At 51.4% G+C, this 24,819-nt stretch carries 21 protein-coding genes; 17 read left to right on the top strand and 4 right to left on the bottom strand.

The window, feature by feature from the left end:
• Positions 1 to 229 precede the first annotated feature (229 nt).
• The 4 genes from JW953_15655 to JW953_15640 form a co-directional block, all read right to left on the bottom strand.
• Positions 230 to 1,333: a hypothetical protein gene (locus JW953_15655; protein ID MBN1994133.1), complete on the bottom strand. Its 1,104-nt coding sequence runs from the start codon at positions 1,331 to 1,333 to the stop codon at positions 230 to 232.
• 128 nt (positions 1,334 to 1,461) lie between these two features.
• On the bottom strand, positions 1,462 to 2,298 hold the full coding sequence (locus JW953_15650) for a mechanosensitive ion channel family protein (protein MBN1994132.1): 837 nt from the start codon (positions 2,296 to 2,298) through the stop codon (positions 1,462 to 1,464).
• Between the two features lie 38 nt (positions 2,299 to 2,336).
• On the bottom strand, positions 2,337 to 3,173 hold the full coding sequence (locus JW953_15645; protein MBN1994131.1) for a hypothetical protein: 837 nt from the start codon (positions 3,171 to 3,173) through the stop codon (positions 2,337 to 2,339).
• A gap of 48 nt (positions 3,174 to 3,221) precedes the next feature.
• A complete protein-coding gene (locus JW953_15640; protein ID MBN1994130.1) occupies positions 3,222 to 3,902 on the bottom strand; it encodes a response regulator transcription factor in 681 nt (226 codons plus the stop codon).
• A gap of 148 nt (positions 3,903 to 4,050) precedes the next feature.
• Here JW953_15640 and JW953_15635 point away from each other — a divergent pair, with 148 nt between their 5' ends.
• The 17 genes from JW953_15635 to JW953_15555 form a co-directional block, all read left to right on the top strand.
• A complete protein-coding gene (locus JW953_15635) occupies positions 4,051 to 4,752 on the top strand; it encodes a transcriptional regulator (GenBank protein ID MBN1994129.1) in 702 nt (233 codons plus the stop codon).
• A 13-nt stretch (positions 4,753 to 4,765) separates the two neighbouring features.
• On the top strand, positions 4,766 to 6,478 hold the full coding sequence (locus JW953_15630) for a GAF domain-containing sensor histidine kinase (protein ID MBN1994128.1): 1,713 nt from the start codon (positions 4,766 to 4,768) through the stop codon (positions 6,476 to 6,478).
• A gap of 9 nt (positions 6,479 to 6,487) precedes the next feature.
• Positions 6,488 to 7,045: a tetratricopeptide repeat protein gene (locus JW953_15625; GenBank protein MBN1994127.1), complete on the top strand. Its 558-nt coding sequence runs from the start codon at positions 6,488 to 6,490 to the stop codon at positions 7,043 to 7,045.
• Between the two features lie 72 nt (positions 7,046 to 7,117).
• A complete protein-coding gene (locus JW953_15620) occupies positions 7,118 to 7,942 on the top strand; it encodes a DUF4397 domain-containing protein (GenBank protein MBN1994126.1) in 825 nt (274 codons plus the stop codon).
• A gap of 53 nt (positions 7,943 to 7,995) precedes the next feature.
• Positions 7,996 to 8,589, top strand: coding sequence for a sortase (locus tag JW953_15615; protein ID MBN1994125.1), 594 nt, complete (start codon positions 7,996 to 7,998; stop codon positions 8,587 to 8,589).
• A 133-nt stretch (positions 8,590 to 8,722) separates the two neighbouring features.
• Positions 8,723 to 9,271 (top strand): hypothetical protein, encoded by a 549-nt coding sequence (locus tag JW953_15610; GenBank protein ID MBN1994124.1) that lies wholly within the window; start codon positions 8,723 to 8,725, stop codon positions 9,269 to 9,271.
• A complete protein-coding gene (locus JW953_15605; GenBank protein ID MBN1994123.1) occupies positions 9,234 to 10,196 on the top strand; it encodes a hypothetical protein in 963 nt (320 codons plus the stop codon). The genes JW953_15610 and JW953_15605 overlap by 38 nt, the downstream gene beginning before the upstream one ends.
• Complete coding sequence (locus JW953_15600) at positions 10,180 to 10,533, top strand: hypothetical protein (protein ID MBN1994122.1); 354 nt, start codon at positions 10,180 to 10,182, stop codon at positions 10,531 to 10,533. The genes JW953_15605 and JW953_15600 overlap by 17 nt, the downstream gene beginning before the upstream one ends.
• A 94-nt stretch (positions 10,534 to 10,627) precedes the next feature.
• Positions 10,628 to 13,378 (top strand): alanine--tRNA ligase, encoded by a 2,751-nt coding sequence (alaS, locus tag JW953_15595; GenBank protein MBN1994121.1) that lies wholly within the window; start codon positions 10,628 to 10,630, stop codon positions 13,376 to 13,378.
• Between the two features lie 39 nt (positions 13,379 to 13,417).
• Positions 13,418 to 14,587, top strand: a complete 1,170-nt coding sequence (locus JW953_15590; GenBank protein ID MBN1994120.1) for a hypothetical protein — start codon at positions 13,418 to 13,420, stop codon at positions 14,585 to 14,587.
• A gap of 73 nt (positions 14,588 to 14,660) precedes the next feature.
• The gene (locus JW953_15585) at positions 14,661 to 16,319 is read left to right on the top strand and encodes a baseplate J/gp47 family protein (GenBank protein MBN1994119.1); all 1,659 of its coding nucleotides are present in this window, start codon (positions 14,661 to 14,663) and stop codon (positions 16,317 to 16,319) included.
• A gap of 14 nt (positions 16,320 to 16,333) precedes the next feature.
• Positions 16,334 to 16,765, top strand: a complete 432-nt coding sequence (ruvX, locus tag JW953_15580) for a Holliday junction resolvase RuvX (GenBank protein ID MBN1994118.1) — start codon at positions 16,334 to 16,336, stop codon at positions 16,763 to 16,765.
• A gap of 174 nt (positions 16,766 to 16,939) precedes the next feature.
• The gene (locus JW953_15575; GenBank protein MBN1994117.1) at positions 16,940 to 19,660 is read left to right on the top strand and encodes a GAF domain-containing protein; all 2,721 of its coding nucleotides are present in this window, start codon (positions 16,940 to 16,942) and stop codon (positions 19,658 to 19,660) included.
• A complete protein-coding gene (locus JW953_15570; protein MBN1994116.1) occupies positions 19,660 to 20,322 on the top strand; it encodes a response regulator transcription factor in 663 nt (220 codons plus the stop codon). The genes JW953_15575 and JW953_15570 overlap by 1 nt, the downstream gene beginning before the upstream one ends.
• Before the next feature lie 207 nt (positions 20,323 to 20,529).
• Positions 20,530 to 20,967, top strand: a complete 438-nt coding sequence (locus JW953_15565; GenBank protein ID MBN1994115.1) for a response regulator transcription factor — start codon at positions 20,530 to 20,532, stop codon at positions 20,965 to 20,967.
• 95 nt (positions 20,968 to 21,062) lie between these two features.
• Entirely contained in the window at positions 21,063 to 23,588 is a 2,526-nt protein-coding gene (locus JW953_15560) for a PAS domain-containing protein (protein ID MBN1994114.1), read from the top strand.
• Between the two features lie 163 nt (positions 23,589 to 23,751).
• Positions 23,752 to 24,819: cache and HAMP domain-containing protein (locus JW953_15555; protein ID MBN1994113.1), on the top strand; the 1,068-nt coding region annotated here is incomplete at its 3' end.

Here is a 24,819-nt window from a genome sequence, read left to right as displayed (position 1 = left end):
CAAAGGCACGAACACGCCGCTCCAAGTTTCTGGCTCTGGCGCCTGCTACTTAACATAAATTCACCAACAGTATCATTATGTCGGTAACCGTAGGGACAGCGCCTTGTGCCTGTCCTCTGGGACGACCACAAGGGTACGCCCCTACATTGCCGGATTAATTTCTAAAAATTCATTAAAACCTTTAGGGGCTGCCTTCTGGATGGCCTGGTATGGTTGGTTTCTGGTTGACTTAACCGGCCAACTCCAATGCGGGTAAGGCCTGCGCGCGTTTGGCCGGGTGATTGAGGCCGTAACGCTGGATGGCTTCGTCCAGAATGCGATTGACCAATTTTTCATAACGCCAGCCCCCGGCGGTCGCTTCAAGGCACAGGTCAGAATAATGGGGGTTTAGGCCGGGCAAAGGATTGATTTCCAGGATGTAGGGTTTATTCTCATCGTTGGCGTCAAGCCGAAAATCAATGCGGGCCACGTCTAGGCAACCCATCACCCGAAACGTGGCCGCGGCCAGCCAGTTCAATTCCTCTATTTGCGCTTCGTTCAGGGGGGCCGGGCAGATGTAATGAAAGTCGTGGGCCATTTCTACCTTGATACGATTGGTGTAAAGGCCGGCCTCTTCCGGTGGGTAGGCACCCACGTCAACTTCCAGCGGTGGGAAAAAGTGCAGGCCCCGGATGATGCGCGGCGCGTCTTCATCTTCCGGCAGGCGGCGGGCGGCGGGTTTATCCAGATTGCCCACAATACCCACCGTCACTTCACGCCCTTCAATATATTGCTCAACCAGGACGGGCTGGTTGTAGCGTTCAAAAATGCGCTGGATTTGCCGGCGCAGGTGAGTTTCGTCGTGCACAATAGACTCCGCGCTCACGCCCATGCCGGTTCCTTCGCGGCTGGGTTTCACAAACAGAGGGAATGGCAGATTGTCGTCCAATGGTTCGTTCTCCCGTTCAAATACCTGAAAGACCGGGGTGGGCAGGCCGTGATAAGAGAGAACGCGTTTGGTCATTGGCTTATCCAGGGCCAGGGCCAGGGTGAGCACGCGGGAGCCGGTGTAGGGGATGCGCAGCATCTCTAACATGGCCGGTATTTGTGATTCCCGCGAGTCGCCAAAATGGCCCTCGCAGATGTTAAAACAAATGTCGGGCTTTACGGCCTGGATATTGTTGTAGAGGGTTGGGTCGCCCTCAAGAAAAACAACTTCGTGCCCGGCTCTTTCCAGGGCAATAGAGATGGCCTGGATGGTTTCCCAGGCGTCAAGATCATCCCACTGGTCGGGCGACATGCCGGGCCAGGTGGGAGCGTTCTGTTTTAAATTGGCTAATAAAGCCACTTTCATGGATTATCCTCCTCAAGGTATTTGTTCAGATAGCTCGGGTTATTTTTATTGTAGCGGATGGGTGTATAAAAAGTGTGGAAAAAGGGTATCAAGGTTGTGGTAAAGTAAACGGTTGTGTGGCATTTTTTTTACAACCCGCTCTGGCCCCTACCTGCTTGCCCCGACACAATACTGACCGGAAAAGGTTCGGCCACACTGCCGGGGTACAACGTGCGGTGGGGGAAGGGGATTTCGATGCCTTCTTGGTCAAACGCAACTTTGATTTCTATTTGTAGTTGATTCTTAATGGTCAGATACTCCTCGCGTTGGCCCCATACCGAAAATTGAATATTGATGGCCGAATCGCCAAAACCCTGAACAATGAACAGGGGCGGCGGCTCTTCCAGACAGAGCGGATTTTTATCGGCCACTGCCGCGAGGATTTGCTGCACCCTGGCTATGTCTTCTTTGTAAGCCACGCCAATTTGCAAATCAACTCGACGGATGGGAAATTTGGTCAGGGTGCTCACTTGCGTTTTAATAATGGTTTCATTGGGAATGCGGACGTAGGTGTTATCAAAGGTGCGCAATTTAATGGAGAGCAGATCAATGGATAGGACTTCGCCTACGGTTTGGTCAACTTTAATAAGGTCGCCAATCTGAAATGGTTTTTCCCCAATCAGAAACAGGCCGCTGATCAGATTCGACATAGAGGTTTGCGCGGCAAAACCAATAGCCACGGTCAGAATACCGGCTGCGCCAAGCAGAACGCCCAGGTTAAAACCTAACTCATATAGCCCCCAGATGCCAAACAAAATCAGCACCAGATAGGAGGCTCCCCGTTGGGCCAGCATGGCCAGGTGCGGGCTGGCGGAGTCGCTGAAGAGATGCCGGACCATCCGGCTAACCAACCGGGCCAGGAAAAAGCCTGCAATGAAAATAACCAACGCCCGCAACAGGGCAATCAAAAGCTCAGTCTGGCTCATTTGTTTAAAAAGTTCAGGTCCCCATTCTGGTAGATCCATCAATCACCTCCTGGTGGGATGATTTGACTAAACAAAGCGCCAAAAGCGCGGACAATCATATTTTGCCCAGGTTTCTGACGAGGTTCATTTATTAATCTGGCCTGGCTGGCTTGCGGCGGTGGAATGGCACCAATGTCACAAGCGGCCATGCCGGTATCCCGCGTGCAGGCCATGGTTACGGTTTCAGTCCAAAGCACTCCCTCTGCTGTAGCAAATAGAGAGAGATATGGTACGGGCAAACTGAGGCGTTCTACTACCAGGGCGCTTTTGGCCTGGTTACGAATTGTTACTTGAGTAACGGCGCGGTGGGTTTGCAGGGGAATATTCTCAAAATTCAAGCGGCCTTGTGTTCTACTGGCATAGCATAATTCGCCCTCCATCGTTGAAGGGCCAAACCAGGTATCCGAGGGACGACGAACGGGAATTTCCAGCAATTGTTTGGGCGGGTCAGCAACGGTGAGGCGAACCCACAAGGGGGAACTGACAAACATCACGGCCTCCTCATTGGCGATGATGTGGAGGGGTGTCCATGGGCGCGTAACAACGGGCCGGTCGGCCAGGGCCGGTAGCAGGTGGAGCGGATTATGGGTTTGTTGAAAGGGATAACGTTTTAGGTTAGCATAACCAAGCGTTTCAAGATTCGTGGCTGTTGTTTTCTGCTCCCATTCATTGTTTTCTTCAGCCAGGGTTTCATCTTGTTCATAGGCAATTTGCCATTCGTTTGGCAGACGCTGAATGGCCAATTTCAGTGGGCCGATTTCCCACTGGATGGTTTGGCCACTGTCTACATTGAATTGTCCCCACCACCCAACCCGATGAGGGTCATCTTGCCTCATTTTTTTGATAGCCTTCTCTTGTTTAGAAAAATATGTTCCGGCTATGGCCTATTCATCTTCCTTGAAGGAGTAACCAATGCCGGGAGCAGTCAGAATATATTGAGGTTGGCGCGGGTCTGTTTCTATTTTACTCCGTAGACGACTGACCAGGCCCCGGACCAGGTCGCGGTCGCCGTGGCTGGTGTAACCCCACACCCGCTCAACCAGGGTTTCGGTGGGAATGATTTGTCCCCGATTCATCATCAAGGTGTATAACAGGCGAAATTCCAGGTGGGTGAGTCGTTGGATGGGGCGCTCCGTTATCTCAACGGTTCGGGTGGCCGGGTCTAAGGTTAATCCGGCTACACTTAAGGTGGGCAGGCTAAAAGTAGGTACGGTCCCGGCCCGGCGCAGCAGCACCTCTACCTGGGCAATTAACAACTTGGCGCTAAAGGGAGGCGTGATGACCAGATCGGCGCCTATTTTAAGTAGCTGGCAATGCAACCGCTCGTCCAGCGAATCAACGGCCAAAATCAACGGCACCAGAGTTTCGTCCCGGATGCGTTGCGCCTGCGCTTGGGGAGAAGGGGCAGCAAGCGACAACCAAACGATGTCGGCCGGTCGTTCCGACCAGTTTTGCATGGCCCGGTCCAGGTTTTTAGCGGTAGTAACGGCCACCCCGGCCCGTTGTAAAATCATCGAGAAAATAGCTATGTCGTCGGCATCTTCGGCAATGAGGAGCGCATACATTTTAGTTGACCTCTGAAGTTTGTGACGGTACTATCATTTTACCACGAACCAGAGAGGGAGAGAAACAAAAGAAAATGCTTTTGCGTTATGTCAAAAATTCAAATTTTATGTTATAATTCAAAACAATGGAAAATTCTTTGGAGGCAGAATGATGCCAGAAGCAGTACCAGATACAAGAGAAGAAAAAGAGGCAGTTTTGCGTAGAAAGATGTTGGGCGTTAAGATTCGGAACGCGCGCGTTCGCTCGGGGCTGAACTTGAAGGAAGTTGGCGAAGCGTTGGGCGTGTCGGCAGGCTTGATATCGGATATTGAATTTGGCCGCCGGGATGTGTCTTTGCCTCAATTAGAAGTGATGGCCTATCTCTTTAACGTTCCCGTCATCTATTTCTGGTCTGACGAGCCAATTGAAGAAGCCAATCGAGAATTTCCAACCCTTGAAGCAATCGCTTTGCGCCAGCGGATTATTGGAGTGTTGTTACGTCAGGCTCGGACGGAAGCCGGACGTTCTCAAGAAGACTTGGCTAAAGTATTAGATGTGCCGGCTAGCCGAATTTCCAGTTATGAATTTGGCAAAACCGAAATCCCCCTGCCTGAACTGGAAAAATTGGCCGCTTATTTGAACGTATCCTTGAGTTACTTTATGGATCAGGGATTTTCGCCCCAGGAAACTGGCGGCGGAGCGGTTACCCTACACGAGATTGCTCAGTTCTCTCAACTGCCCAAAGAGGTACGCGAGTTTTTGCTCAATCCGGCTAATTTGCTTTACATTAATATCTCTATGCGTTTGAGTAATGTGTCTACTGAAACGCTGCGCAATTTAGCCGAAGGTCTTTTGGAAGTGACCTATTAAGAGGGATGGGAAAATGGCTGAACAACTTTTACGCGCCAATGCGTCAACTTCCCCTGAGTCCATTCAAACTTACATGGATGATTTTTTTGATTTAGCCGCGGCCGGCAACCTGGATACCATGCTGCGCAAGGCTTTGGGTATGGTTGTGCGTTTGTTGGGGGCTGAAGCAGGTTCAATTTTATTTCAAGCCCAAACCGAACAGCATTTTCGTTCCGGCCCGTTTCGGCCAGAAGCATTGGCCCGGATAAAGCGCTGGGAAGAGGTGATTAGCCAACGCCTGGCGAACTCGGCCTGGAATATTGCAGGCGGGGCGGCTGTGCCAATTTCTACCTCAAGGCTGGCCGAGAATCAGCTTGTTTTGGTCAACATTCCCCTGGTGCGCCACACTACAGTGGTTGGCTCGTTGAGTCTGGTGCTGCCTCCCGGCAGTGAAGTAACCGAAGAGCGACGCGATTTATTGGTCCGCATTGCCAAAGGCATGGGGCGCATGGCCTCATTGATAATTGAGTTGGAATTGGCCCAGCAACGCCTGAATCAGATGGAAATTTTTTACCAGGTGGGCCAGGCTTTGATGACCACGTTTGATGTCAATAAATTATTATCGGACACCATGCAGTTGGCCGTTAATGTAATTGATGCCGGTGCAGCCTCAATTATGCTGGTTGACGAAAAACGGGAAGAGTTGGTGTTTGAGGTCAGTCACGGTTCCCGGGCCAAAATGCTGCGCCAGCAGCGTATCCCCATAGATGAAGGCATTGCCGGCTGGGTGGCTCAACACGGACAGCCGGTGATTGCCAATGATGCCCGCACCGATCCTCGTTTTAGCCATCGGGTTGATGTGCGCACCGGCTTTTTAACCCAATCCATTGCCGCGGTGCCCATGAAAATAAAGGGGCGCGTGATTGGGGTATTAGAGGTGTTGAACAAATATTCTGAGGATGGCTTTAGTAAAGAAGATGTCCGGTTGATGAGTTCTATTGCCGCCCAGTCCGCCATTGCCATTGAAAATGCCCGCCTTTACCAGCAGGTGCGCCAGGAGCGCGACCATATTATCAAGGCCCAAGAAAATGTGCGCCGGGAATTGGCCCGTAACTTACACGATGGCCCGGTTCAGCTTTTGTCGGCCATTAGTATGAGTTTGGATCACCTGGAGCGTTTGAACAGGGTTAAGCCGGAAGCGGTACACAACGAAATCATTGCCCTGCGCAACTTGGTGCATCAGGCCACCCGCGATGCCCGGACCTTGTTGTTTGAAATGCGGCCTGTTGTTTTGGAAACCCAGGGTTTAACGGCAGCCTTTGAGCATTACGTGAACCAATTGCGTGATTCCGAGGATTTTGTGATCCGGTTCAAAACAACCGGGCAGGTAGATTACGATATCCAGGTGGCTGGCACTATTTTTTCTATTGCCCAAGAGGCAATCAATAATATCAAACGGCATGCCAGGGCGCGTAACATTTTGCTGTCGCTGGGGGTTGAAGATAACCGTTTTATGGTGATTATCCAAGATGATGGGTGTGGTTTTGAGGTCAACAAAATGATGGGCGAGTCTATGCGGACTGGTCATTTTGGCTTGCTCAATATGCGCGAACGGGCCGAGTTGATTGAGGCGGAATTGAGCATTGAGTCTCGTACCGAAGCGCCCAATCGAGGCACAATTATTCGTTTGGTTTTGCCGCTACCGGCTGATATGTCGCTAAAACAACCTGCCTTGAAGCAGCCTTAGGAGATGGAAGTGTCTGGTGAAAAGTTACATGAGCAGGGAGTGGCCCTTTTTCGTAAAGGAAAATTCCAGGCCGCCCTGGAGAAATTGGAACAGGCCCTGGCCGGCGCGGCGGGCGATACCCGGCGCATGGCTGAAATCTATAATGATATAGGTGTTATTTATAAACAACTTGAAAATTATCCCGCCGCACACCAGGCCCTGGATGAAGCCTGGACCCGCTTTACCGAGTTAACGGACAAAAAAGGACAGGCTCAAACCCTGGGTAATCGAGCAGCCGTATATGAGGCCGAAGATTTGTTGGACGAAGCGGTAGACGCCTACAAACAATCGGCCACCATGTTAGAAGAAGTAGGCGAGAATGAAATGGCTATGTATGTGTGGCAAGCGGTGAGCCGTTTGCGCATGCACCAGGGCCAATACATTGCGGCCATTGGCGCTTACGAAGAAGGTATCGAAAATATCCCCGAGGGTTCTCTCAAGAAAAAGATTCTTCAACAGATTTTAAAATTGCCGGGGAGCCTGTTGGGTGGGCCGGGCAAAGGCGATAAACCGGACCAGGATGACTGACGGGAAAAGCAAGCTCGGCTGGTGGTATAGCCGGGCTTGTTTCTTTATTTCCGGTAAAAGGAGGGGTTATTTATGCAAATTTTTGTGAAACGTTTTATCCCCCTAACGCTCTTTTTGTGGCTGGTTTTAGGGTTGGCCGTTGTAGCCCAAACAGCCGGCAGCCCTCGTTTACGGGGAGTGCATGCCTCGTCCAATGCGCCCAACGGAGATATTTATTTGGATAACTTTGACAGCGGGCCGTTTTTTCAAAATGTATCTTACCGCACAGTTACCGGTTACCGTTCGGTGTCCTCGCCAGGCGACCATACGGTGATTCTTTTGCCGGCCGGGGTTAGCCCTGAAGACCCACGTAAGGGGCAAGTTGGATTCTCTTTTGCCGAGGGTCGGGATTATACGGTAGTGGCCATGGGGTTGTTAGAAAATCTAGAGTTACGAAAGTTTGATGATGATAACCGCCCGCCTGAAGCCGGAAAAACACACTTTCGAGTGATTCATGCCTCGCCGGATACGCCGCCCGTTAATATTTGCCTGACTAACCAGAGTGACTGTTTTGTGAGAGATTTGCATTTTGGCAATCCAAGCGGATATTATAAATGGAGCGCCGGAACTTATAACCTTGATGTTCGTGACGCCAGCACAGGTGGGATTCTTTATATTGCCAATAATTTAAATCTGGAAAACGGCGTAATTTATACCCTTTTCATTATGGGGTTATTGCACGGCGAGCCAAACCTGGAAGTTGTTGTTACGCCCGACGAGATTCGGCCGCCCCCTGAACCGCCGGTAAATGGCGCTTTTTTATCACCAACCCTGTTGATATTAATGGCAGTTATCGTGACAGCTTTGCTGGGGGGGGTGGGGTTTTTTGCCTGGCAACATTTTATGAAAAGCCGATGACGATGGTTGTATTCTTCCTGGTTGATGTTGGTTGGCATATTGGCTAAGAATAGATGGTTAAAAAACCTGGATTGTTGATAGGTTTGTTCTTGGGCCTCTTGGCTTGCCGGATTGTCGCCATCCCCAGGCCGGTATCGGTAGCAAGCACGTCATCCCCGGCTGAATTGACTACCTTGGCCTCTGGCAGCAGGGTGCCAGCCCGGATTGTGGTTGAAAAGATTGACCTGGATGCCCCGGTGGTAGAGATGGGGTGGCGTTTACAGGAGCGATGGGGCAAACTGATCAGTGAATGGGACGTTCCAGACCAGGAAGCGGCCTGGCATCGTAATTCGGCCTTGCCTGGCGAAGGGGGAAATGTGGTTATCTCAGGCCACAATAACAGCATGGGCGGGCGCGTTTTTGCTGATCTTGAAAAATTGGAACCCGGTGATGAGATCATTCTCTGGACCAGCCAGGGCGATTCTTTTGTGTACCAGGTGGACGAAAAGAGACTGGTTAGAGCTTTGGGCGCTTCACAAGAAGCGCAAGAGTTTTTACAGGCAGTGATGGAACCGACGTCATACGAACAATTGACCCTCATCACCTGCTGGCCCAATTGGACCAATACGCATCGTTTGATTATTATTGCTAACCCCTCTCAAGGTTGATAAGATGATCCAGGCGTATTTTTAAAAGGTTACGCAAATGATTTGACATAAAAAAGATTTTATGTCAAAGTATAAGAAGGCAAAAAAGGTGCTTTTGGTGGGTCTGTAGTTTCCGGGAGCGTAACGCTTTTCTATGACGTTTATTTTTGTTATTTTATTAGGCGCATTCATGGTCGCATTTTTTGGCTTTGGATATGGCCTGTTTGATGTCCAAATTAGCGAGAATATCCCTTCTCTTTCCAATTATCTCGCTGAGATTGGCGTTTCTATGACCGGCGTGCAGGTCTTTTTAGGGCTTGGGATTCTATTTTGCCAATTTGCCATCATCATCTTTTCCATGCTCGACCGGATTGGGGATACCATCAAAGCCGTGATCAAACCTTTGGTCAGGCTGGTCCCCTTATTTATTTTTCTAGGATCCATTTGGAAAACTTATGTGCCTGTTGTGATTAACCTGTTGCCCGACAGTATAGCCGGTTTTTTGGGGGTAACCAAGGTTGAGGGTTACATGGCTCAGGCCGTAGACGACGGCACCTTTTCTTTGGGAGTGGTGTTAACCCTGGGAGCCATGTTACTCTTTGTGGTCACCACTTACGCCCTGGGTAGGCAGGATAACGCCCGGTTAAAAGCCTTAGAGGCCGAAAATGCAAGGCTCAGAAAACAGTTACGCAGTAATTTCTAAAAAATGGTTGATCTTATGGCTATTTTTGATTCTGGCATGCAAAATTGTCAGGTCTACCCCCTTGCCTACCGAACTGCCTCCCCCTCCCGCCGAATTAACCCCGGTCGAAGCGGCCGCAGCCCAGGCCGCGCCGGTTGATGCGACCACGCCCATCCCCACGGAAACGCCAACCCCAACCCCCGTCCCTCCCCCCACCGCAACGCCTTATCTTTTGCAAACCTTCTCCAACTTTGACCATGCCACAGAAACGTTGGACGAAAGCAGAAAGTATGCCCGGCACGGCGTGCTCATAGCCTTTCTGCTTCCCCTGGTGGTATTTGGCATTCCCTGGCTGATCTTTGAATTCATTACCATTCGTTACGTGCAGCCCCGGGGCATAGACTTTAGCACGCTGCGGATCAAGGCTCAAGACGGTTTATTTATTGAAACAACCCTATCCATGACGGCCCGCCGCTCTTTATCCATTGCCTCGTTGCGCATGACCTGGCCCCGGGTGACTGATTTTGTGGAAAAAGCGGTGGAACAGGAGCTGGTTCACCAGGCCATCAATTTTCCTTCTCTGGAAGAGTTGGAGCAAAATCTCAAAGCCATTGCCGACAGTTTTCTTGAACTGCCCCTGATTGGCGAGCTGTACCGGGATTTTGGTGTGGAAGTGCTGCGCTTTAATATTGAAACCCGCTACCCCCAGGAAACCATGGATGCCCTTAACCGCAAGGCCGAAGCCTCGGCGGGGGGAGCGGCTTATGTGGCTTACGCTACCGCCGCCCATCTTGATTACGAGTCAGACGAAAGCCGCCAACTCTACAAGGTATTTCAGGAAACAAGCGGCTTGGTTGACGCTGCCCGTAACATTGGCCTGGGCATCAGTAACCTGGCTTACGCCCTAAAGCGCGAAGAAAAGGAAAACAATGATCCCGACGAATAGCCCCGATTGGCGCAAAATGCTGCCCATTTTGGCCAGGCAGTTCCTTTTTTGGGTGCCTATTGTATTGGGCCTCATTCACCAGTTTTTAATGTTGATCCTTAACAACCCGCCCGGAGAACCCAAACGGGGCGATGGGATTTACGTTTTTGTAAAGCCCCCGGAATACATCTATCCCTTTGTTAGCCTGGAGTACCAGTGGTGGATTGTGCTGCTGTTGGTTTCCATAATCATGTTTGTGCTGGCCTACTCCAACCGGGTGGGCAGTATCCCCAGCCGTTTTACCGTTCCTTTTTACGCCTACATCCTTTTCCTGCTGATCCTGGTTAAACCTGTTTAAGCCCCCTGCGCCAACAGAATTTAGTTGACATCCCCCTTCAATTAAACTAAAATCCTGTATTCAAGATTTTACATTGAGGGAAGTATTTATGACCATGACCAGCGCCGAAATTCGGCGGGCCTTTTTAGATTATTTTGCGAAAAAACAACATACCATTGTGCCCAGCGCCTCGCTGGTGCCCATCAACGACCCGACCCTGCTTTTTACCAACGCCGGGATGAATCAATTCAAAGACGTATTCCTGGGCTTGGGCGAGCGACCCTACGCGCGGGTTGCCGATACGCAAAAGTGCATGCGCGTTTCCGGCAAACATAACGATCTGGAAGACGTGGGCTATGATACCACCCACCACACCTTCTTTGAAATGTTGGGCAATTGGTCCTTTGGCGACTACTATAAAAAGGAAGCCATTGGCTGGGCCTGGCAACTGCTCACCCAAGTTTTTGGCATACCGGGCGAACGGCTGTGGGCTACTGTTTTTAAAGACGAATACGGCGAATTGGAAACCGACGAAGAAGCCGCCGGCCACTGGCGTTCCGAAACCGGCATCCGGCCCGAGCAAATTCTCTACTTTGGCCGCAAAGACAACTTTTGGGAAATGGCCGAAACCGGCCCCTGCGGCCCATGCAGCGAAATCCACTACGACCGTGGCCCCGAAACCTGCGACCGCCAAGACGATCCTCACCACGTTTGCCAGGTGAACGGCGATTGCAGCCGCTTTACCGAGTTGTGGAACCTGGTTTTCATCCAATATAACAAACAGGCCGGCGGTCATTTGAATCCCCTCCCGGCCAAACACGTTGACACCGGCATGGGGTTTGAACGGGTAGTGGCCTTACTACAGGGGGTGGATTCCAATTATAAAACCGACCTGTTCATGCCCGTCATCCGGCGGGTGCAAGAGATGTTGGGCCATACCAACGCCCAGGTGGAAGAAAACATTGTGGCCTACCGCGTTATCGCCGACCATGGCCGGGCCATCACCTTTATGATTGGCGATGGCGTAATGCCCGGCAACGAAGGCCGCGCTTCGGTGCTGCGCCTGATTTTGCGCCGCGCCGCGCGTTATGGTCGGTTGGCCGGTTTTGACGGCCCCTTTCTGGCCCAGGTGGCCCAGGTGGTTATTGACACAATGGGCGACTATTTTATTGAACTCAAAGCGCGCCGCCAATTTATTCTCAATGTAATTACCCAGGAAGAGGAACGTTTCCTCAAAACCTTTAATCACGGCCTCCAATTAATGGCGGAACGGGTGGAAAAACTTAAGGCCGCCGGTAAAACCCAAATTCCCGGCGAGGAAGTGTTCAAACTGCATGCCACCTACGGTTTTCCCAAAGACCTGACCCGCATTATTGCCCACGAGGAGTACGGCTTTACCATTGACGAGGCCGGATATCAACAAGCCTTTAAGCAGCATACCGAAATATCAGGCGGCAGCAAGCTGGGTGAAATTGCGGTTGACCTGCTGCAAATTTACGCCGACTTGTTGGACCGGCTCAAGCGCGAGGGCCAATTATCCGAGCAGGGGGTCAACCATAATCCCTACGCCGGGACCGAACTGGATGGTAGCGTAGTGGCCATTTTGCGTGACGGCCAGATAGTGGATAGCGCCGCCGAAGGACAGAAAATTGAAATTGTGTTGGCGGCAACGCCGTTTTATCTTGAGGCTGGCGGCCAGGTGAGCGATACCGGCCAGATTATTGAGGCGGCCGGCGCGGCTGCCCCACAGTGGAGCATAGCAGTCAACGACGTTTTCCAGCCGGTCAATGGTTTGATTGTGCATGGGGGTGTTTTGACCAGCGGCGCGGTTAAAGTGGGCAGCCCGGCCCGGGCGATGGTGGATAGTAAGCGCCGGTGGGACATTATGCGCAATCACACGGCTACCCATGTGCTGCATAAAGAACTACGCCGCGTATTGGGCACGCATGTAGTCCAGGCCGGTTCGTTGGTAGCCCCCGACCGGCTGCGTTTTGATTTTAGCCACGCCCACATGGTAACGGCTGAAGAATTGGAAGAAATTGAACAGGCGGCCAATGCCGCAATTTTGGCCGGTTTGCCGGTTGCAGCCGGCTATAAAAGCTATGACGAATTAAAACAGGCCATTGCCGCCGGAGAAATTATGGCCCTTTTTGGCGAGAAGTACGGCGACACGGTGCGGGTGGTGCAAATTGGCGATGACCCGATTTATAGCCGCGAATTATGCGGCGGCACCCACGTGCAAAATACCCAGCAAATTGGCGCGCTGCACATCATCAGCGAGGGCAGCGCCGCGGCGGGCGTGCGCCGGATTGAGGCTGTAACGGGCCGGGCCGCGCAGCAGCTTGTCTGGCGGCAGTTGGCTGCCTTAAAGCAGTCGGCGGCCCTGCTGGGCGTGCCGCCGGAAGAGATTTATCCCCGCCTGCATACTTTAGCCGCCCAGTTGCAGGATAAAGAAAAGCAGGTTAAAGCATTGCAACGTAAACTGGCCCGCGCTGAATTTGAAAGGATGTTGTCGCAGGCGCGTAAAATAAAAGGGGTCAATCTTATTTCGCTCCAGGTAGATGCGCCGGACGTAGCCATGTTGCGGGAAATGAGCGACTGGTTCCGTGACCGGTTGGGGTCCGGGGTGGTGGTGCTGGCTACGGTTCTTGACGACAAACCCCTGATCATTGCCACCGTTACCGAAGATTTGACCAAACGCGGCCTGCACGCAGGCAAGCTGGTCAAAGAGGTAGCCCAGGTAGTTGGCGGGGGGGGCGGCGGCAAACCCACGATGGCCCAGGCCGGGGGCAAGGAGGCGTCTCGTTTGGCGGAAGCGCTGGCTAAAGTGGATGCTTTGGTGAGTGAAGCGATTGGCAAAATGTGAATACCTGAAATGGACGCAAAACTGACTGACCACTAACCTATGGAATTGCTGCGCCGGTTTCAACCAAAGAAATCACCCCGGCCCGCCTCCTTTAGTTTGGTTGATATTGGCCGGGATGCGGTTAAGGCAGTGGTTGTTCTGGCCGTGCCGGGCGAGTCTGAACCACAGGTGATTGGCTATGGCCTGGCTGAAACCGGCGGGCACGATATAACCGGCGGGCGGCTTGAGGCGGCGGCAGTGACCAACCCGGTTAATACCGCGCTTACGCGCGCCGAAGATAGCACTGAAGCCGTTATCGGCCAAAAAGTAGTGCCTGATGACGTGATCTTTGCCCTGGCCGGACGGGCTTCGGCGGGTGAACTATTTACCGTGCGGCAGACCCGGGCCAAACCAACCCGACCTATTTCCGGCAAAGAGATAAATCATTTGCGGCACAGGGCCGAACGGCTGGCGCGTCAGAAACTGCCCCAACTATCTATTGAGGGGGGATATTGGCAGCCATTGGCCGTAACCGATGCCGGGATTCGTTTGGATAATCAACTGGTTTTAGATGGGGTGGGTCTGACCGGCCACGAGCTTTCGTTTTCTGTGTTTGGGGTGGCCGGTCAGGCCGGAGCGCTGCGGGCGCTGGAACTGCTGGCCCAACGGTTAGATGTGGTCATTGTCAATGTTATCTCGGCCTGGCAGGCCCTGGCCGCGGCTGTGCCTTATGCGGAAGCAATTGTGTTGGACATTGGCTCTGCCGGAACAGATATTTGTTTGATCCGTAATGATGCGCTCGTCGCTGCCGGTTGGCTTCCCCTGGGAGGAGAGTTTTTTACTCATACCCTGGCCCAAGGGCTGAATATTGAATTGGCCGAGGCCGAAGAACTAAAGTTGGTCTTATTGGATTTGAGCCAACGTGAACTGGAGGCCGTAGAGCGGTATCTGGAGCCGGTTTGTCGGCGCTGGTACAAGGAAGTAGTACATTTATTGGCCAGGCTGTCGGCTGGAAAGTTACTGCCCTGGAAAATTTATTTGACCGGGGGGGGCAGTTTATTGCCGGGCCTGAACAAATGCCTGCGAGCCGACTCAACCCCTTTTACTCGCGCGCCGGAAGTAGACCAATTAGGGCACCGATGGCCGCTGGTGGTAAAAGATTTAACCAGGGGACTGGATTATAATTTGTTCTCGCTGGCCCTGAGTTTAATGGTGGGATTGCCGGATTAGGCTTTATCACTCCGCTGTTGAAATAAAAATTGGAGCGCTGATTTTTAACTGCGCCCCCTAACTTACCATTACTATGGAACAAATTTTAAAGCTTGATAAAACAGACGATATAACCGCTATTCGCAGCCGCCTGGATTTTGCCTTTCCGCCGTCGCCTGTCGGGTCGGGCCAGTGGCAAAAGCGCCGCCTGCTGTTGGTGGTGCCGCGAGGGAATAAGGCGCTGCAAAGTTTGGTCAATATGAAATTATTGGCTCGTGCGGCCAAAATAAAAGCCGTTGAACTGGCTATTGTCAGCGGCCATCCCGCTGTGCGGGATTATGCCAGAGAGGCCGGGGTAAAAGCGTTTGGCAGTATGACCGGCGCCAGGTGGGCCGGGTGGGTAACTGCTGAAGCGCCGGTAGCCTCCCCCGATGAAACCTTGCCCCCGGTCCGGGAGACTGAACAGCCCGGCCCGGAAGCGGGCAAAACCTCTTCAACCGATCCCCAAAAGCCTGCTTCAAAAGCAGCCGCCAGAAAGCGGGTCGAAAAGAAAAAATACATGGTGGTGCAGGGAAGGGGCCGCATTGGTATTTTGCAGCAATTGGGCGCGCTGTTGTTATTGGTAATATTGGCCTTTATTCTGGTGGCGGGTGTAATTGCCCTGTTGCCACAAGCAACCGTTACCCTGACGCCTATGGCCAAGCCGGTTGAGGCAGAACTGGTGGTGAAAGCGGACCCCAATGTGGAGTCGGTGGATTTTCAGTCGCTCAGTTTTCCGGCGCGGACGACCCAAGTGGAGCTGGCGTTGTCTGACAACATTGAAACCATCGAAACCGAATTGGCCCCTTCCGGTCTGGCCGAAGGGGTGGTTACGTTTATCAATCGCACGCCGGATGAGCAAATTATTCCCATCAGCACCACCCTGTCCACCTCGGTTGGTGAGCAAATAAAGTTTGTCATTATTCAGACTATTACGGTTCCCGCGGGTATTGATGCCACCGCTTCAATTACGGCGGTAGCGGTGGAACTTGGCCCCAAGGGTAATGTGCGGGCCGGCCAAATCAACCGCTTTGAAGAGCCTTCATTTGCCCTATTAGCCCGTGTGGTCAATGAACAGGCGTTTGCCGGGGGCACCATGGAACCGGCCAAAATTGTGGTCAATGATGATAAGGAACGTTTGCAGGCTTATCTGCGCCAAAAAATTCAACAAGAAGGTCTCAAACAAATCCAGGAATCTTTGGGCGAGCAGGAGTTTGTGCCGCCGGAAACCTTGCAGGTGATTGTTTTGGATGTAACCTATAATGAGTTTTCCGGGGATTTTTCTGATACCTTCAGCGGCGAGATGCAGGCAGTGGTGCGGGGGACCGTAGTTGGGGGGTATAATGCCAATCGCCTGGCCCTGGCCGCGCTGCAAGCCCAGGTGCCGCCCGGTTACGAACTTGATGTTGAAGGATTGCGCTTTGCGGCTGGTGAAGTATTGGACGTGCGGGAGGGGATTGTTACTTTCAGAGTGTTTGCCGATGGCCAGGCCGTGCCGGTGATTGACCCGCATGCTGTGGCCGACGAAATCGCCTGGCTGCCCATTGGCGAGGCCCAGGCCCAATTGAGCCAACTGTATCACCTGGCCGCCGTGCCGGGGGTAGAATTGAAGCCAGATTGGTTGGTGGAGTGGGTTGGGCGTTTACCCTTTGTGCCGGTGCGGATTAAAGTGGTTATCAACGATGCAGTGACGTTGATGGCCGATGGTGCCTAAAAAAGATGCGTTTGATGGCCTTGGACATCGGCGAGCGGCGAATAGGTATTGCCATCAGCGAGAGTGGCCTGTTGGCCAGCCCGCACAGTGTTTTAAAACGTAAGTCTAAACAAGAAGATTTTGCCCGGCTGGGACGTTTGATTGAGGAACTGAAGATAGATCGCGTTATTATCGGCTTGCCTTATTCGTTGAGCGGCCATGAAAAAATTGGCCCTCAGGCCCGCCGGATCCGGCGTTATGCCGAGGCTTTGGCTGAAGCAGTGGCTACGCCGCTTGAATATTTTGACGAGAGCTATTCTACCGTTGAGGCAGAAGCATACTTGATAAACGTATCCCCAAACAGGCCAAAATCGAGCAAACGCAATAAAACCTCTGTTGATGCAGCCGCAGCAGCGGTAATTCTGCAAAATTATCTGGATGCTCAGGCAAATTGGACCGATAAATGAATAATTTTTGCGGGACTATTTGCCCGTTGTCGTCATAATCATGATATGTTATACTTATTTTGAGGTTAGTTTTGCCAACAAAACCATTGCATAAGCAGTTTAACAAACAATGAAGTTGGAGGTTAAAAAGCGAAAACAGCATTTAATCCCGTTTTCGCTTTTTTTCTATGGGTAATGGCCACAATCCTTCATATTGACCGGGATGAAGCGACGCAGACATTCATCCAGTCGGCTCTTGGCGAACAATATAATATTATCACGGCTGCTGATGGCCCCACAGCTATTCAATATTGCGCCATCATTCAACCGGACCTGGTTTTGATGGACCTGACTTTGCCCGATATTGATGGCTATGAACTGGTTTCGCGCCTGAAAGCATTTATGCCCCACACCCCCATCCTCATTCTCACCCAAAATTATTTTGACGAAGATACCGCTCAGGCTTTGGGCGGCAGTGTTAACGGCTTTTTGAAAAAGCCTATTGACATAAGCGCATTACAACAACGCCTCCAATCCTGCTTGCCTCCTTTGGCTAAGTTGTCGCAAGGCATTCCCCCCCTCTCGCCCGATGATAAAATAGTGCAGCATTTTGAAGCGCAAATTGCGGTTCTTAATCAAGCCAATAAACGCCTGGCCTCCATCAATGCCGTTAGCGCGTTGATTGGGGTTAGTTTGGATTTGCAACATCTGACCGACGAAATATTGGTCCAAATTCACAAGACCATTGACTTTGATAGCGCCACGCTCTTTTTATTAAAAGGAGATATTCTTGACGCCGTGGCCTCGCGCGGTTTGGCCGAATACCGGCAGGGTATGAACACCTACCGGAGAAGCAGCCGCAATTCGGCCTGGCGAGTGGTTGATAATAAGTTGCCCCTCATTATCAATGATGTGACCCAAAGCGAAGTTTGGGAATCCCGGCCCGAACTCGGCCAGGTCAGGGCATGGTTGGGGGTGCCCCTGATCTACAAAGATCGGGTGGTAGGGGTACTGACCCTGGACAAAAATGAGCCGCATGCTTTTTCTGATGCCGACGCGCGCTATGTTTTTAACCTGGCCTATCAAATTGCCATTGCCGTGGAAAATGCGCAACTGTTTGAAGGGTGGGAAAAACAATCAACCCGGCTTAAATTTATCAACGAGGTAGCCCAAGAAATTAACACCATTCTGGATGTGGATACTCTCTTTGATGCCCTGGCCCGGGCCATTTATGAAAAATTAGCGTATGATGGCGTGGCTATTTTTGAGCTAGACCCTCCCCGCGAATTTCTGGTTTTAAAGGCTATTTACGGCCAGGCGTCGCAAGAGTTGAAGCCAGGGGTGTATCGGCAGGATGTCAACCGGGGCTTAATTGGTAAAGTGGCCCGCACAGGTAGAACCTTATTGGTCAATGATACCTCGGTGGAAGAGAGTTTTCTGCCTATTGCAAATTTGCAGGTTGGCTCCGAATTGGTGGTGCCCATTTTTATTGACAACCAGGTGGGCGCGGTGATCAACGTTGACCGGAGTTATCCCAACGGTTTTGATGACCATGACCTGTGGACGTTGAGTAGCCTGGCCAGCCAGGCGGCGACAGCCATTGAGAATGCCCGGCTGTATCGCCAGGTGCAGGCTTATTCCGACAAATTGGAGCGAACGGTGGTGGCCAGAACCCAACGGTTGCAGGCCATTAAAAAGATCAGCCAGGTAGTGAGCCAGGGTTTGGTGCTGGATGAATTGTTGGCTATGGTGGGCCAGGGGATTGCCCAAATTTTTGCTTCGGATACATTTGATACCATCCAGGTGGCGATTGGTTTGCTTGATGGCCCTGATGTGTTGCTCAAGAGCATTTATAGTGATGCGGAGGTAACTGATCGGCCGGTTACGTCTGACTTTAACCAGGCGGCTAAGGCCGATCACGTTCTCCGGCTAAAAATTCACCCCTCCACGCCCATCGGGCAGGTCATTGAGCAAGCCAGGCCGGTGATTTTGAATAATTTCAATATGCAATCCGGCCAATCTCGCGTAACTCAGGAGATTGCTTCGGCCAACTCGGTGATGCTGGCCCCGCTCATTACCGGCGGCAAAATGATTGGTTTGATTAAGGTTGAGGGTAATGCTCCTAACATTTTTGGCGAAAATGACCTGGAAACCTTGGAAGCTTTGGCTTTTCAGGTCGCCAGCGCCATTGAGCATGCCCGGCTGCTGCAACGCACCCGGGAAATTGCCATTGTTGAAGAGCGGACTCGCCTGGCCAGAGACATGCACGATGGGGTAGCGCAGAACCTGGCTTACTTATTGCTGCAAGTTGACCGTTGCTTGAACATTGTGGAAGAAGGTGGTAAACTGGAAGCACATCTGGAGCGGATATATACGCTGCTCAAGCAAAACATTGATGAGCTACGGCGGAACATTTTTGATTTACGCCCGGTGGACCTTGAGGGCAAATCGTTGTTTGAGGTGCTTGAAAATTTTGTGGCCGAATTTGGCTGCCGCTGGCATTTAAAAACAAGTTGTGTGGTCACGGGCGAGCCGGTAGAAGTATCGCCAGAAGTAGAAAGCGCGTTGTATCGAATTTTGCAAGAATCGCTCTCCAATGCGCAGCAGCACGCCCAATGCAAGCAACTGGCGGTAAGCCTGGCCGGAGCAAACGACAACTGGATTATTTTGGAGGTTAGGGATGATGGCCGGGGATTTGATTTGCAACAGATTGAACAAGTACTCCCCGCCCAAACCGGCAAAGGCTTGGGACTTGTTTCTATGCGTGAACGGGCGCATACGGTGGGGGGACGCCTGACTATTGAAAGCAGGCCGGGCCAGGGCACCCGGGTGTTTGCTAAATTGCCGGCCCGGCGAGGATCGAAAAAATATCCAAATCCAAAAAACCTTGAAACCGTTGAACAGGCAGCCGGATAATGGATAAGATCAGGATTTTACTGGTAGATGACCATGCGCTTTTTAGAGAAGGACTGCGTTTTCTATTAGAGGATCAAGAGGATGAAGATATTGAAGTGGTGGGGGAGGCCGAGGATGGTTTAGAAGCGGTCAAGCTGGTGTCCCAATTAAAACCAACGGTAGTGTTGATGGACATTAATATGCCGGTTCTTGACGGCGTTGAGGCCACCCGGTTGATTCTCAAAAAGGACGCCTCGGTGGGTATTATCATTTTAACTATGTATCCCCAGGATGAGTACGTTTTTGAGGCTGTTAAAGCCGGAGCCAAAGCCTATCTGCTCAAAGACACCCGCTCCAGGGAATTACTGGAGGTTATTAAAGCAGTGCATCAAGGTCAGGTGGTGATAAACCCCCAGATGACCATCCGTTTATTGGATGAGTTTCGGCAGATTGCCAGCCGGGAAGAAGAACCGCTCAAACTTCAACCTTTAACCGAGCGCGAGCAGAAAATTTTGGTTTTGGTGGCCGAAGGAGCCAGTAACAAAGATATTGCGGCTGAACTAAAGCTGTCTGAGCGCACGGTTAAAAATTACCTCTCCATAATATTTCAAAAACTTCAAGTCAATAACCGAACCGAAGCGGCCATCCGGGCTATGCGCGATGGCCTGGTTGAAGAGCAATAAATCATTATCTGCAAGCTGAACCATTATTGGACCTGCCGGGTTTTTGGGCGTACCCGGCAGGTCTTTTTTTAAGGTACTTTTGGGCAAAAACTTAAGGTACTTTTGGGCAAAAACTTAAGGTACTTTTAGCTCTATCAATTCGCCCATTTATCTCTTATAATCAAAAATGGTGAAGTGGAATAGAAATATGCAGAAAGGCTAATGCCCATGAGTCAGCCCATTAAAATCATCATAGCTGATAGCAATTTTGACCACGCCCGGAAATTAAAAGAATTTCTTGACCAACAACCAGGGATGAGCGTGGTCGGTATTGTGCAAGATGGTCAGGGGGTGGTAGACAGTTGTAAAGAAGTCTGCCCGGATTTAATTTTATTGGATTTACATTTGCCGGTGCTGGATAGTATTAAGACCATCCAACGGATCACGGCCTATAACGAGGGCATCAGAATATTGACCACTTCCTCCATTCCTGACGACCGCTATGCCCTGGAAGCGGTGAAAGCAGGCGCCTGGGGATATATTGAAAAGAATGATGATAATGAAACGACGATAAATACCATTCGGCAGGTGGCCGACGGTGATGTTTCGCTCAATCCGGCTCTGGCCGCCTCAATTTTGGCAGAGTTCCACCGTCTCACCGGATAGAGTAGGAAAAAGGGAAGGTTGTGCGCAGAGCAATAATTTACTATAATTATGTTAAAGGAAGTTGCTCTGTTCTTTTCTAACCCAAGGAGTATGCTATGCCAGCATTGAAAGAGTTTGCGAATTTTATTACGCTAAACATGGCGAATCTGGCTGAAACTTATGCCCAGCTCCTGGCAGAAAGTGGCGTAGGTTATGAAGCTTTTTCTGTCGAGCGGCGGGTAGGTTCTGCGCGTAGACTCTTAAAGGCTGTCATCGAAACATTTGAGTCTGAAACATCCGATCCGCTCTGCCGTCTTTTTGATGGACGGGTAGAGGAAGTTCCCCATCGCTGGCCGCAAGATATTTTCCCCCCTGATCCTGCTCTGGAAGTGGAATGTCTTGGACAAACCCTTGTTCCCGTGGTGACTAATTTAGAAGCCAGTAAATTTTTATGGCAGGTTTTAGCCGAAACCCGCGCTGCTATCTCATTGGCTATGGAAACGGCGCCGTCCCCGGAGAAGCTCTCACCCTCAGAGATGGAGCCGTCCCCTCAAACTATTCCTTTACAGGTAGATCAAGAAGAAACGGGGTCTCCCCTTCAGGGGCAATCCGGCCCCGAAGTGGCCCACAAACAAATATCTGAGTATCAACAGGCCCAAGCCGTTCTGGACGAGGAGCGTAACTTGCTGCGTTCATTGATAGATAATGTGCCGGACCGGATCTATGCCAAAGATACTCAGAGCCGATTTATCGTTTGCAATGTGGCTACAGTGCGGCGTATGGGTAAAACCAGCCCGGACGAAATTGTGGGCAAGTCGGACTTTGATCTTGTGCCGCCGGAGTTGGCCGAACGATTCTATGCCGATGAACAGGCCGTCATCCAGTCTGGAAAACCGGTGATTAACCGTGAAGAACCTTTAGAGATAGACGAAGATGGCCGGGTGATAAGATGGAATCTGGCCACCAAAGTGCCTTTGCGGGATAATCAAGGCAATATCATTGGGGTTGTGGGCCTGGGTCGAGAAATTACCGAACTTAAACGGACAGAAGAGGCATTGGCCCGGGCCCAAAATCTACTGCAAACTATGTTGGATAATGTGCCAGATCGGATTTATTTTAAAGATACTGATAGTCGTTTTCTGAGAATCAGCAAATCACAAGCCCAGATGTTTGGCTTGAGCGATCCCGAGCAGGCGGTGGGCAAAACGGATTTTGATTTTTTTACCGAGGAGCATGCCCGCCCGGCGTTTGAGGATGAACAGCGGATTATTAAAACCGGCCAGCCCGTCGTGGACTTGGAGGAAAAGGAAACCTGGCCGGATGGTCATGAGACGTGGGTTCTGACCACCAAGATGCCCCTGCATAATCAAGACGGACATATTATTGGCACTTTTGGTATCTCCAGAGACATTACCGAGCGTAAACTATCGGAACAAATTATGGCCAAACGGGCTGCTCAGTTGGAAACCGTGGCTCAGGTGAGTACGGCTACCTCTACCATTTTGGATACCCAAGAACTATTACAAACCGTGGTGGACCTGACCAAAGAGCGATTTAATTTATATCACGCGCATATTTACTTGCTTAACCAAACCGGAGATACACTTGACCTGGCCGCCGGGGCGGGCCAGGTGGGCCGGCAGATGGTGGCTCAAGGATGGCATATTCCCCTGGCCCAGGTCCAGTCGTTGGCGGCGCGAGCGGCGCGTACCCGGCAAGGGGTGGTGGTGAATAATGTGCGGGAAGACCCTGATTGGTTGGCTAACCCCTTGCTACCTGATACGTGTTCGGAGTTGGCTATACCCTTACTGGTGGGTGACCGCATGTTAGGTGTACTTGATGTGCAAGCGGATAAAATTGGCTCCTTCACGGACGAAGACGTGCGCATCCAAACCACGCTTGCCGCCCAGATAGCCATTGCCATTCATAATGCCGCCTTATTTGAGAGTGTAGCCCAGGCGCAAAGAGAAGCCGAAGAACGCCTGCAAGAAACCCAAACCTTACAGCAATTAACGCAGAAACTTGCGGGCGCCTTACAAGTTGAGGAGGTCATTGGCGCTTTCTTTGAGGCTTGCACCCGGTTTCTGGGCGCTGATTATGCCCTCTTCTCCCTGGTTGACCAAGCCCAGCAACGAGTTCGAGCCATAGCCGGGTTTAATGTGACGGAAGATCATATCCGGCGGGCTAATCACCCCCTGGATAGCAACGATATTATGGCCGACATCATCAGAACCGGCCAAACAGACATGATCACCGGTTGGGACCCTCGTTTTGATCCAGAAAATTTTACCGCCGAAGGGTCGGTTGATTGGGGATTACGCATTTTTACCCCCATTAGCCTGCGTCAAGAAAATATCGGCTTAGTTGAAGTTGGGTATAAAGAAAAAATAGATGCTGAGGTGCAAGATAATCAGGTTAATTTACTCCGCACCTTGGTTGATCAAACAGCCATTGCCCTGGAAAGCGCCCAACGTCACGAAGCCAGCCAAAAAGCAGCACGCCGTGAGCAAATCATCCGCCAGATTACGGAGAAGATGCGGGCTGCTGCCAGCCTGGAGGAGCTGGTTAAAACAGCGGCCATGGAATTGGGTGAGCAACTCTCGGCCGGACATGCCGTGGTGGAGTTAGGGACAGAACTATAATTAACGGCTTTAAGCAAAAATTGGCTTAAACATCGGTGCCTAAAGATAAAAAAGTGGCATCAAAAAAGTTGGAAATTTTTTTGACCTTGAAAAATCGGTGGAGATGGATGGACATCTCCACCCAAATAGCTTACATCAGATAGCACAAAGTGAGATGATGTCTATGCCGGTAAAAAAAACCAAAACTTCACGGAGTCTTTTGGCCACGTTGGCTGTTGCTTTTGTGGTCTTGAGTTTGGCAGCCTCGTTGATCACCTACCTTCCGCAATTTGTATTTTTTGTCCAGGCGCGACAAGAGAGCACCAACAGCCAGCAACAACTTATTGCCTATAAAGCCGCCAGTACGGTTGCCAGTTTCGTCCAGGAGAAATTTAGAGAATTGGAAACAGCGGCCAAAATTGAGGAGCCGGCCTCCGGTTCCTGGGAAGGGCAGCAGGTTATTTTGGAGAAACTGTTGGGCCTGGATCGCGCCTTTCGTCAGTTGCTTTTATTAAATGCGCAAAACCAGGAAGAGGCCGGGGCTTCTCGGATATCGCAGGCGGCAGTGGAATTGCTAGGGGAGCGGCTTGAGAGTGAATTGTTTACCCAGGTCAAACAGGGAGGCAGGTATATCAGCCCGGTATATGTTGATGACGCCACCAGCGAACCGATGGTCCTGATGGCGGTTCCGGTCACCAATGTTTTTGGAGACTTTCAAGGAACATTGTTGGCCGAAGTGAACTTAAAATTTATGTGGGATTTGGTGAATGGGCTGAAAGTTGGCCAGACGGGCCTGGCTTACGTGGTAGACAAACAGGGCAATCTGATTGCCTTTGGCGACAATACCCGCGTGCTGCGGGGAGAAAATGTAAGCCATTTGACTATGATTGATGCATTCATACGCAACTCTGTGCCTGTGGACGAAACAGCAACAAGTGTAGTCCAGGGAATCAACGGCGATACGGTTGTGGGAACTTATGTGCCCTTAGGGGTGCCTGATTGGGCCGTTGTAACCGAGTTGCCGACCGCCGAGGCCTACCAACCGAGTATCAAAAGCGCTGCAATTTCGGGGGGCGTTATGTTGATTGTGCTGGTGTTGGTGGGGCTGGGGGGACTCTATATTGCGCGCCGTCTGGCGGTGCCTTTGCTCAACCTGACCGCAACAGCCACCCAGATTGCCGAAGGAGAACTGGAGTTGGAGGCTCCGGTGGAAGGCCCCACCGAAGTTATTCGCCTGGCGGGCGCTTTTAAT

The organism is Anaerolineae bacterium, assembly GCA_016931895.1.
Taxonomy (GTDB): domain Bacteria; phylum Chloroflexota; class Anaerolineae; order 4572-78; family J111; genus JAFGNV01.
The sequence above is the reverse complement of the archived record's forward strand: the minus strand, read 5'-3'. Positions and strand labels throughout refer to the sequence as shown.